The sequence below is a fragment of the Oscillatoria salina IIICB1 genome (assembly GCF_020144665.1).
GTDB lineage: Bacteria > Cyanobacteriota > Cyanobacteriia > Cyanobacteriales > SIO1D9 > IIICB1.
On the sequence record NZ_JAAHBQ010000069.1, the window covers coordinates 20,817 to 31,556 of the forward strand.

Sequence of the window (10,740 nt, forward strand, 5' to 3'; positions counted from 1 at the left end):
GAGTATCCTTTGTTTAATTATTCCTACAGCCGCACCAACCTGCGTATCTACTAATTGCCACCTTACAGGTAGATGAATGTAAAAGTAACCTTCAACGGTTCAACTACACAAGCGATCGCTACACCAACAAAAATTGACTAGACTATTGCTCGAAAGCTTTCATTCGTTGCCACCAGAGATTGAGAGGATAATAAATTACTGGAGCCCAAAGACTACTAAGAATTGCTGAAGAAAGAGCAATACGTTGATGAAAACTCCAAACTTCAGCCAACTCTCGCAACCCAACTAAAATATGCTGAAACGCAGTAAGAGTTTCGGCTAAAATCGCCATGCCAAAAACAATCAAGGCGATCGAAATAAAATCTTCTTGAATATACTTTTGCTTTTTGATACAAGCAGTCAGTATTCCCACCACAGCCAAACTGAGAGCATGAGAAGGCAGATAAGAGATGCTATCTCCAATCAATCCCGAAGTCATCCCATCTTGAATTAATCCCAAAGCCAAACCCGCGATCGCACCCTGAAAAACTGTCCGCTTGACACTCCACGCTACTACCCAAATTAGCAACCAATGAGGTCCAATACCTAGCAATGCTGTCCCTGGCATCCTAGTTAGCAAAAACATTGTACACAAGATAACTGAACCAATCGTCACCGCCCAATTAACGATTTCGCGTCCAAGGGGAGATAACTGAGAAATTTTAATCACTTTCGAGCCTCACCAATCAGCAACTCAAGTCGAGGGAAGAAATAAATTTGACTATTAATAACTATTTTTTTTGAAAGGGATGCACAACAACCTGCTCTAGTTGACCCATTGGTGCTGTTAACTCAATAACTGCTTCTGGAGCAGGACTTTTATCAAGATTAACTGACTTTACCCGTCCCACTGTCAAACCTGGATGAAATAACTTACTCACTTGCGAAGTGACAACTTTATCACCTTCTTTGACATCAGGAACTTTCTCGTAGAACTCCATAATTGCCAATTCTGAACCTTCACCCCGAAGATAACCGAGATGATTACTGCGGCTAATTTTCACTCCTACTTGGCTGGAAGGGTCAGTTAGCAACAACACGCGACTGGTGTGAGCCGTCACGCTAATTACCCTACCTACCGCACCACCAATTCCTGTGACCACAAAACCAACTTCAATGCCATCGGCACTACCTCGACCTAGGGTAACTTGTTGCCACCAATTGTCTGCACTACGTCCGACAATTGGTGCGACAATCGTTGGCTGTTTTTGCTTTTTCACATAACCGAGTAGTTCTTTTAACTCCTGATTTTGCTTTTCTAGTTCAATTAATTGGCTTTGTAGTTCCTGGTTACGAGCATCAATTAATTGCTCTTCTCGCGTTTGACCGACTTGAAAAGGACCGACAAGCCACTGGTAAATTTCTAAGATCGGTGTGCCATGAGTTTGACGAATTAACCATGCCGAACCAACGATTACTCCTGTCCAGATTACTCGCGATCCATGCCGATCCCACCAGCGACGCATTATAAACATAACTTTGCTGTTTGTTATTTCTTGTCAACAGTTTTTTGTCAAAAATCTTTTTGAGGTTTTTGTCAGCATAAATGAGTAGATTAAACTACTTATTTTTAACTAGCTACTAAAGTTGGCAGAGTTTGCTGGAAAAATTAAGTTTGCTACGGCTAGCTGACAAAGATTATTTGTCATGCTGTTGTTTGCGAAACCTGATTGTTAACTCAACTCAATATTCGAGTAGAAATCACAGCCTTGAACGCTGCCAACTAATTTTAATCTCTCTAATTCTACATACTACGAGAACGTCCGCTAAAAACTCGCTCTAGTTGCTTGAAGTTTTCGAGAACGCGACCCGTTCCTAAAACTACACAGCTTAGAGGATCTGCTGCCACATGAGTTACTATACCCGTTTCGTGGCTGATTAATGTATCTAGCCCTTTGAGTAAAGCTCCGCCTCCAGCTAGCATGATCCCGCGATCGATTATATCTGCTGCTAATTCCGGAGGAGTTCTTTCTAAAGTTCGTTTGACGGCATCAACGATTACTGAAAGGGGTTCGGACATACTTTCGCGAATTTCTGGTCCCTTGATTGTGACTGTTCGCGGTAAGCCAGAAAGCAAGTGCAAACCTCGTACTTCCATCGTTGTTTCGTCATCGTCATGAGTTGGATAAGCCGAACCAACTTGAATTTTAATTTCCTCGGCGGTACGTTCTCCAATTACTAGGTTATGAACTTTTTTCATATATTGAGTAATGGATTCGCTTAACTCGTCTCCGGCAACCCGCACTGACTCGCTGAGAACTGTTCCCTGTAAACTCAGCACGGCTACCTCGGTAGTTCCGCCACCGATGTCGATAATCATGTTTCCTGTTGGTTCTGCTACTGGTAGCCCGGCGCCAATTGCTGCTGCTACTGGTTCGTCGATGAGGTAAACATCTCTGGCTCCCGCTTGAGAGGCTGCTTCCATTACTGCTCGACGTTCTACACCTGTGACACCACTGGGAATGCCAATGACGATGCGAGGTGAGACTAAAGCTCTGCCTTCATGAACTCGCTGGATGAAGTGCTTGAGCATTAGCTCTGCTGTATCAAAGTCTGCAATTACACCATCACGTAGGGGGCGCAAGGCGACTACATTGCCAGGAGTTCTTCCCAGCATTTTCTTTGCGTCTTCGCCGACAGCTAAAGGAACTTTTTCGTCTTGGTCGATCGCGACTACTGAAGGTTCCTGGAGAACAATACCTTTGCCGGATACATATACTAAGGTATTGGCGGTACCTAGGTCGATGCCCATGTCCCGCGAAAGGGAAAACCGACTAAAAAAACCCACTCGTTTCTACGCCCCCAAAGTGAAATGCTGCTGTGTGTTACTGAAATTTAAACGAATTGTAACCGATGTGGATTTTATTATGTTTTCTATCCTGCGTCTAGTCACGTAGGGTAATTCCTAGTTGAAAATTGTCTCTGTATAAGCTTTGACTATGGATTCGGGCTTTTGTCTGTTGCTTCCGGAGAAATTGGCGATTGGTGCAGTAGCGTTAGGATCGCTCGCTTTTTGTTTTTGTTCCTTGTCTACCGTAATTTTGGTGAAAGCGAGTAGCTTACAATTAGCTATACTAAATTTTAGTCGTTTTTGAGTACTCTTGTATCAAGAAGAATCGCTATGAGTATTAATCTCGTTCATTTAGTGGGTCGTGCTGGTACTGAACCGGACATCAAATATTTTGATAGTGCTAAGATTTTGTGTACTTTCCCGCTAGCTGTGGATCGTCGCACCAGAAAGGACGATCGCCCAGATTGGTTTAATTTGGAAATTTGGGGGAGAACGGCGGAAATTGCTAAAGATTACGTGCGTAAAGGTAGTTTAGTTGGCATCCAAGGCTCGCTAAAAATAGATACTTGGACAGATCGCAATACGGGGATGCTCCGCTCGAAACCGATAATTAAAGTAGATCGATTGGATTTACTCGGTTCCAAGCGGGATAATGAGTCAAACGGGATGAATGGCTACAGTCAAAGCGATTACGATTATTAAGGCTAGTAGCTAATTTGTAAGGTGACAGAAGCTCTAACGGTTTGTTCGCCACCAACGATCGCCGTACTCTCGTCACCAGCTACTCTCGAAAAACTAGCTACAGGCTGAGGTATTGGCGGTACACCTGCACCGTTAATCTGAATGCCAACAATCTCTTCACGAGTCAAATTTAAGGCGTTCAAGACTGTATCTGCTTGTGCTTGAGCGTCTTGGGTAGCTTCGCGTAAAGCTTCTTTTTGGGCGGCAGCGATCGCGTTGTCATTGGCGGTAAAATTAATCCCATCGATCCGAGTTGCACCTATTTCGACGGCTTCGTCGAGTAATTGCCCTGCTTGTTCGGTACTGATGCGAAAACTAACAATATTTGTGCCAATATAGCCAATCAGTCTGCGCTGATTATCTCGATAATCGTAATTTGGTCGTAACTGAATGCCAGTAGTTTGTAGCTGTTCTACATTCCGATCTTGCAAAAATTCTACCAATGCTGACGAACGTCTGGCAACTTCTTGCTGAACTGCTGTTGCTGTTTCTCTTTGCACTTCAACTCCTAGCTGCACTTGTGCTAAAGTCGCGGGAATCTCCGTTTTCCCTTGTCCGGTAACTGTTAGAGTTCGGAGCATTCTTTCTTGTGCAGAGGCGTTCATCGGTGACACTAAACTACTAAAGAGACTAAAACTAACAGCAAGGATTGATAACTGTGCCATTTTTGGCAACCGAGGTACAGGGGATAAATTCATTAAAGTTCTACTCCTCCACGAAAAATTTGCACCAGTCGATTGTTAATTTGACACGGCAAACCAGTAAATGTGTTCCTAGTTACCGTTTTCGCAACCGACAATTAAAGACGCCACCGGACGCGATCGCTGCTGGGGTAAAATTAATCTGCCCCTGAACTTGAAAATGCCAAATTTTACCTCGGATGACTTTAATTTTAACTAACGATGACGGGATCGATGCTCCTGGTATCCAAGCGCTGCAAAAGGCTGTAGCAGGTAAAGGCGTTATTGTCGCTCCCAAGAAACCTTTATCCGGTTGCGGACATCGAGTTACTACCCGCCGTCCTATTCACCTTCTCCAACGCTCTCTTCACGAGTATGCTGTTGAGGGAACTCCTGCTGATTGTACTCGAATTGCTTTAACACAAATATCTAATAATGTCAAGTGGGTACTGTCGGGGATCAACGCAGGCGGCAATTTAGGGGTAGATGTTTATATTTCCGGGACAGTAGCGGCGGTTCGAGAGGCTGCAATTCATGGAATTGGGGGAATTGCTGTTTCCCATTGGATTAAAAGACCTTTACTCATTGATTGGGATTTAGCGACGCGCTGGACAGCTAAAGTGTTAACAGAGTTATTTGAGCGTCCTTTGTCGCCGAAAAGCTTTTGGAACGTCAATTTACCTCATTTAACACCAAATTCACCCGATCCGGAAATTATCTTTTGCGAACCCAGTAATGAGCCTCTACCCGTTAATTATCGCATGGAAGGCGATTTATATTACTACCAAGGAGTATATTCCCGACGAGCGCGATCGCCCGGTAGTGACGTTGATGTCTGTTTCTCTGGTAACATTGCTATAACTCAAATTCAGGTTTGAGGGGATTGGGGATTAGGGATTGGGGACTAATAACTGGTAACTGATAACTGGTAACTGATAACTGCTAACTGTTCACTACTAACTGATAAAAATTATGCGAATTTTAATTATGGGAGGAACCCGTTTCATCGGGGTTTACTTAACAAAAATTTTGGTAAAACAGGGACATGATGTGGTACTGTTCAATCGCGGTAACAAGCCTGCGCCGGTAGAAAATGTAGCGCAAATTCATGGCGATCGCAAAAATCCTGCTCAACTGAAAGAAAAGCTGACAAATGAAAAATTTGACGCAATTTTTGACAATAATGGTCGTGAATTAAGCGATACCCAACCATTAGCAGAAATGTTTAAAGATTCGGTAAAACATTTCGTTTATGTTAGTTCCGCAGGTGTTTATCTGAAGTCTGATGAAATGCCACATCAAGAAGGTGATGCAGTCGATCCTAATAGTCGTCACAAAGGCAAATACGAAACCGAAACTTACTTAGCCAAAATAGGTTTACCTTGGACTTCAATTCGCCCTACTTATATTTACGGTCCAGAAAATTATAACGATTTAGAAGCTTGGTTTTTCGATCGCATTGTAAGAGATCGTCCTATTCCAATTCCTGGTAATGGACTACACTTAACTCAACTCGGTCATGTCAAAGATTTAGCATCAGCAATGGCGGCGGTTTTAGGTAACGAAAAAGCGAAAGGACAAGTTTATAATATTTCTGGGGAAAGATACGTTACTTTTGCTGGTTTAGCTCGTCTTTGCGCTCAAGCTGCGGGGAAATCAAGCGATAATCTTAAGTTAGTACATTACGATCCCAAACAGTTTGATTTTGGTAAACGGAAAGCTTTTCCTCTGCGTCTCCAACACTTTTTTGCTGACGTTAACAAAGCAAAAATTGACTTAAATTGGCAACCTGAATTTGATTTACTTTCTGGCTTAAAAGATTCATTTCAAAATGATTATTTGGCTTCAGGAAGAGATCAAAAAGAAGTCGATTTTTCTCTTGACGATGAGATTCTCCAAGCTAGATGATTAGCTAATAATTTTTTCCAGGAAAAAGATTTAGTTAACTCAGGTAAATCTCCCGTTATAGCTCATTAGAGCTTAACGGAAGAGATTCAATTTAAAATTATTTTTTCGACAGTAGAGAAAAAGCCGATCGAGATGAACTTGAATTGAGCAAACGCAGACCATTTAAAGTAACTAAAAGAGTAGAACCTTCATGTCCAATTACTCCCAAAGGTAAGTTAATATTACCCGTTAAGTTAGCTACCAAAAGCAAGAAGATAAACGAGAGCGCAAAAGTAATATTTTGTTTGATAATACGATTAGCCCGACGACCAAGGGCGATCGCGTGGGATAATTTCTCTAAGTTAGCCGACATTAAGACAATATCTGCGCTTTCTAAGGCTACATCGGTAGCTGCACCTCCCATTGCTATTCCTACGGTAGCCGCAGCTAAAGCGGGAGCATCATTAATTCCATCTCCTACCATTGCTACATTGTGGTACTTTTGCTGTAAGTTTTGAATAACTGTGAGTTTGTCTTCTGGTAACAATTGGGCGTAAACTCGATCTAAATTCAGAACTTGAGCTACACTTTCGGCTGTATGGGGATTATCTCCTGTAAGCATGACAGTGGCTTCGATGTCAAGTTCTTTTAAACTAGCAATTAAGCTTGCTGCTCGATCTCGCAGAGTATCCGCAACAGCAATAATCCCAATAATTTCTGTAGCTAAACTCACCCAAACCACAGTTTTACCTGCGGTTTCCAAAGCATGACTAATTTCCTTTAATTCCGCAGAGCAAGGGAGATTGCTAACTTTACCCACAGTAACTCTTTCTCCTGCCACTTCGCCGATAATATCTCGACCAGTTCGCGCTTGTATATTCGTCGCAGCTTCCCAGGACAAATTTGCTTGCTTTGCTGCTTGAATAATAGCTTCACCGATGGGGTGTTCCGAACCAGATTCGATCGCCGCAGCTAATTGTAACACCTCATTGCGAGAACGCTTTGCGGTAGGAATAATCTCGACTACTTCTAATTTTCCTTGAGTGAGAGTACCTGTTTTGTCAAAAGCGATCGCGTTTACCTGACCAATTTTCTCTAATTGCGCCCCATTTTTAAATAAAATTCCCTGTTTTGCTCCAGAAGCGATCCCTGAGAGTAAAGTTGGCATAATTGATGCCATTAAAGCACAAGGAGAAGCCACCACCAGAAAGATTAAGGTTCGATAAATCGTGGTTTCCCAGTCCCAACCGAAGAGGAAAGGAGGTAAAATTCCTAAAATCACGCCGAGTAAGATGATTACCTTCGCATAACCTCGCTCAAAACGTTCGACAAATTGCTGAGAAGGAGGTGCTTGGGTTTGCGCTTGTTCAACCAGACGAATTACTCTTTGAATTAAACTACTTTCCGGTGGTTGATGAACTCTCAGTCGTAAGACTCCATTACCGTTAAGAGTACCCGCAAAAACTTCGTCACCGCTCGTTTTATCCACAGGTACAGATTCTCCAGTAATCGGCGCTTGATTGACTGTGGTTTCTCCTTCTAAAATAATTCCATCGATGGGAATCATTTCTCCAGGCTTGACTAAAACCAAATCTCCGACTTGTAAGTGAGCGAGATCGACTTTTCTTTCTTCACCATTGTCGATTACTCTGGCTGTATCGGGAGTAACCGCCATCAGCGAGCGAATATTATGCTCTGTGCGTTGCATAGCAAAAGTTTCTAAAGCACCACTAATGGCAAAAATTAGAATGAGAACTGCACCATCGATAATTAGGTGATATTCTCGTTCCCAAAGCCCTAGACTAGCTGCCCCTAGCGCTGCGACAATCATCAGTAAGTCTACATCTAGCTCTTTTTCTTTCCAGAGAGTCGTAAGTCCTTCTTTGGTGCTTTCATAACCACCGATTACATAAGCGGCTGACAAAATTAATAAAGCAAAACCGATCCAATTGAGAGAAAGAGTAAGCCAACCGAAGAGAATTAAAATGCCACAAGTCGCCGCAGCATAAGCATCAGAGTATTTTTGAAATGTTTTCGTGAAACTAAGTTGAGCCATTGCCAATCAAATCTAACAATTGACTCAGGCTACACTTTGACATTAGTGTTAAGGTCAACATGAGTAAGGAATATTTAACAATTAAACAAGTTACAGAAAAAGTGGGTAACGGTTTAACTCCCAGGATGGTACGCTACTATCACCAGATTGGTTTATTACCGGAAGCGAGGCGATCGCCAAGTAACTATCGCCTCTATACTGAATCTCACGTGCAACAATTACGGCGAATAGTTGCTCTCAAGCAACAAGGATTTCAACTCGAACATATCCGCAAACTTTTGCAAGCTGAAGCTTTACCAAGCGCAAACAAAGCTTTACTTCCTCAACTGCAAGAGCAATATCAGCTTATCATTGAGCAAATTGTCAAACTGCGACAAACTGCATCTGCTTTAGAAGGGTTGCTAGGGCGGGACAATCTTTGTCAAAATGTTCAAACTGAAGCGATCGCGCAATTTAATCTTTCGCAAGTGGCATCGTTTTGGGATACTTTTGATACGGCGGTAACTGCACACCCGGAATCTTTCCCTGAATCTTTACAGTATTTATTACCCGACTTATCAAATCGCTCGGAAATTGAAGCAGATTTACTCTCGAAGCTGGTACTAGCTTGTGGTGATGTGAGTTTGATTAATTTTGTCCAAATTAGTAAAAAAGCGATCGCGGCTGCGAGAATGGCGCTTAAATCTGGTTGTCAAGTGGTTGGTGATGTACCCGCGATCGCGGCTGCTTGCGATCGCCCTCGCTTGGCTCATCTCGGCTGTCAACTAACAACTTTGATCGATAATCCTCATATTACCGATGCCGCAGAAGCAGAGCAAGAGTTTTGGCATTTTGAAACTCGGCAAAAAGTTTTGTCAGAGTTAACTGAGGGCTGTATTCTGGTAATCGGTTATGCTCCTTCGGTATTAATTTCTGTCTGTCGAGCGATTGAACGCGATCGCTTAAATCCTGCTTTAATTATTGGTATGCCGATTGGTTTTAGTCATGCACCAGCCGCTAAACGTCTTTTGATGCGCTCTGGTATCCCTTTTATTACCACAGTTAACTCTTTCGGTGGTGGTTTATTAGCGGCAACTTCTCTGAATACACTCGCTCAATCTCTGATCGATAAACCAGATTGTCATTGTTATCTCAGTTGAGCAATTCCAGAAAAGTTCTTAACCTCTTCCCTATTTAAATCTTTGTGTAAATGCGTGCCAATTGAAATACTTTTCATTCGCTAACTTTTGCTTGGGAAACTTTGGGTTTTGCTGGTAAAACATAAATTAAACCAGAAATTAGCGTTAAAGCCACAGAAACCCAAAAAGCAATCAGAGAAGGACTATCCCAAACTGGAGGTAAAGGAGCAATTAAAAGCGCGATCGCTATAATCTGAGAAACTGTTTTCAGTTTACCCCAAATATTAGCACCTTTTACCACTCCACCACTTAATTTTGGATCGACACGCCAACCCGCGATCGTTAATTCTCTGCCTAAAATCAAAAATACTCCCCAAGCGGGAATTTGACCTAACTCAATTAATGCTAAAAGTGGCGTTAATACTAACAACTTATCTACCAATGGATCGAGAAATTTACCTAGATCGGTCACTTGATTAAGTTTACGAGCCAAATACCCATCTAACCAATCTGTTCCCGCAGCCACAATAAAAATACTGCAACAAATCCACCTAGTTTGGGGTGTCGGATTATGCAAACCATATAACAGAAAAGGAACTCCCAAAAGACGGGAAAATGTTATCCAGGTTGGTAAATTCATTGTTATTTGTCAGGTTTTTCTTTTGTTTTTTGCTAACTATAATTTATTATATCTTATCATTGTTGTGAGCGCTTTAACAGTTTTTTACTAAACTTGAATAATCTAACTTGTTCGTAGTCAGTTATTGAGGTTGACTGAAAGAGGACTAAAGTCCTCACTACGAACTGGAATAACTTGTTCGTAGTCAGCGCTTTAGCGCTGCTGAAATAAGAACTTATATAATCTAACTTGTTTGTAGTCAGCTATTGAGATTAACTGAAAGAGGACTAAACTCCTCACTACGAACTGGAATAACTTGTTCGTAGTCAGCGCTTTAGCGCTGCTGAAATAAGAAGAACTGGAATAATTTGTTTGTAGTCAGCGCTTTAGCGCTGCTGAAATAAGAACTTATATAATCTAACTTGTTTGTAGTCAGCTATTGAGATTAACTGAAAGAGGACTAAAGTCCTCACTACGAACTGGAATAACTTGTTCGTAGTCAGCGCTTTAGCGCTGCTGAAATAAGAAGAACTTGAATAATCTAACTTGTTTGTAGTCAGCTATTGAGGTTGACTGAAAGAGGACTAAAGTCCTCACTACGAACTTGAATAATCTAACTTGTTCGTAGTCAGCGCTTTAGCGCTGCTGAAATAAGAACTTGAATAATCTAACTTGTTTGTAGTCAGCTATTGAGATTAACTGAAAGAGGACTAAAGTCCTCACTACGAACTTGAATAACTTGTTCGTAGTCAGCGCTTTAGCGCTGCTGAAATAAGAAGAACTTGAATAATCTAACTTGTTTGTAGTCA

Annotated in this window: 10 protein-coding genes; 4 read left to right on the forward strand and 6 right to left on the reverse strand. The window is 41.9% G+C overall.

Annotated features, from left to right (window positions below; genetic code table 11):
- Positions 1-142: 142 nt before the first annotated feature.
- The 3 genes from mreD to G3T18_RS18975 form a co-directional block, all read right to left on the reverse strand.
- Positions 143-709 (reverse strand): rod shape-determining protein MreD, encoded by a 567-nt coding sequence (mreD, locus tag G3T18_RS18965; protein ID WP_224412152.1) that lies wholly within the window; start codon positions 707-709, stop codon positions 143-145.
- 61 nt (positions 710-770) lie between these two features.
- Positions 771-1,514 (reverse strand): rod shape-determining protein MreC, encoded by a 744-nt coding sequence (gene mreC, locus G3T18_RS18970; protein WP_224412153.1) that lies wholly within the window; start codon positions 1,512-1,514, stop codon positions 771-773.
- Positions 1,515-1,783: 269 nt separating this feature from the next.
- Positions 1,784-2,791, reverse strand: a complete 1,008-nt coding sequence (locus G3T18_RS18975) for a rod shape-determining protein (protein WP_224412154.1) — start codon at positions 2,789-2,791, stop codon at positions 1,784-1,786.
- Positions 2,792-3,160: 369 nt separating this feature from the next.
- Here G3T18_RS18975 and G3T18_RS18980 point away from each other — a divergent pair, with 369 nt between their 5' ends.
- Positions 3,161-3,532 carry a single-stranded DNA-binding protein gene (locus tag G3T18_RS18980; RefSeq protein ID WP_224412155.1) on the forward strand — a complete coding sequence of 124 codons (372 nt, stop codon included), beginning with the start codon at positions 3,161-3,163 and terminating at the stop codon, positions 3,530-3,532.
- 2 nt (positions 3,533-3,534) lie between these two features.
- On the opposite strand, the gene G3T18_RS18985 is transcribed toward G3T18_RS18980, so the two are convergent.
- Entirely contained in the window at positions 3,535-4,269 is a 735-nt protein-coding gene (locus tag G3T18_RS18985) for an SIMPL domain-containing protein (protein ID WP_224412156.1), read from the reverse strand.
- Positions 4,270-4,451: 182 nt separating this feature from the next.
- On the opposite strand from G3T18_RS18985, the gene surE reads away from it, so the two are divergent.
- Together surE and G3T18_RS18995 are read left to right on the forward strand one after the other, a co-directional pair.
- Positions 4,452-5,129, forward strand: a complete 678-nt coding sequence (surE, locus tag G3T18_RS18990) for a 5'/3'-nucleotidase SurE (RefSeq protein ID WP_224412157.1) — start codon at positions 4,452-4,454, stop codon at positions 5,127-5,129.
- Positions 5,130-5,223: 94 nt separating this feature from the next.
- Positions 5,224-6,159: an NAD-dependent epimerase/dehydratase family protein gene (locus G3T18_RS18995; protein WP_224412158.1), complete on the forward strand. Its 936-nt coding sequence runs from the start codon at positions 5,224-5,226 to the stop codon at positions 6,157-6,159.
- Between the two features lie 97 nt (positions 6,160-6,256).
- On the opposite strand, the gene G3T18_RS19000 is transcribed toward G3T18_RS18995, so the two are convergent.
- On the reverse strand, positions 6,257-8,194 hold the full coding sequence (locus tag G3T18_RS19000) for a heavy metal translocating P-type ATPase (protein WP_224412159.1): 1,938 nt from the start codon (positions 8,192-8,194) through the stop codon (positions 6,257-6,259).
- Positions 8,195-8,253: 59 nt separating this feature from the next.
- Between G3T18_RS19000 and G3T18_RS19005 the strand changes: the two genes are divergently transcribed.
- Positions 8,254-9,333, forward strand: coding sequence for a precorrin-8X methylmutase (locus G3T18_RS19005; protein WP_224412160.1), 1,080 nt, complete (start codon positions 8,254-8,256; stop codon positions 9,331-9,333).
- 73 nt (positions 9,334-9,406) lie between these two features.
- Here G3T18_RS19005 and pgsA read toward each other — a convergent pair whose 3' ends face one another.
- On the reverse strand, positions 9,407-9,952 hold the full coding sequence (gene pgsA / locus G3T18_RS19010) for a CDP-diacylglycerol--glycerol-3-phosphate 3-phosphatidyltransferase (RefSeq protein ID WP_224412161.1): 546 nt from the start codon (positions 9,950-9,952) through the stop codon (positions 9,407-9,409).
- Positions 9,953-10,740 lie beyond the last annotated feature (788 nt).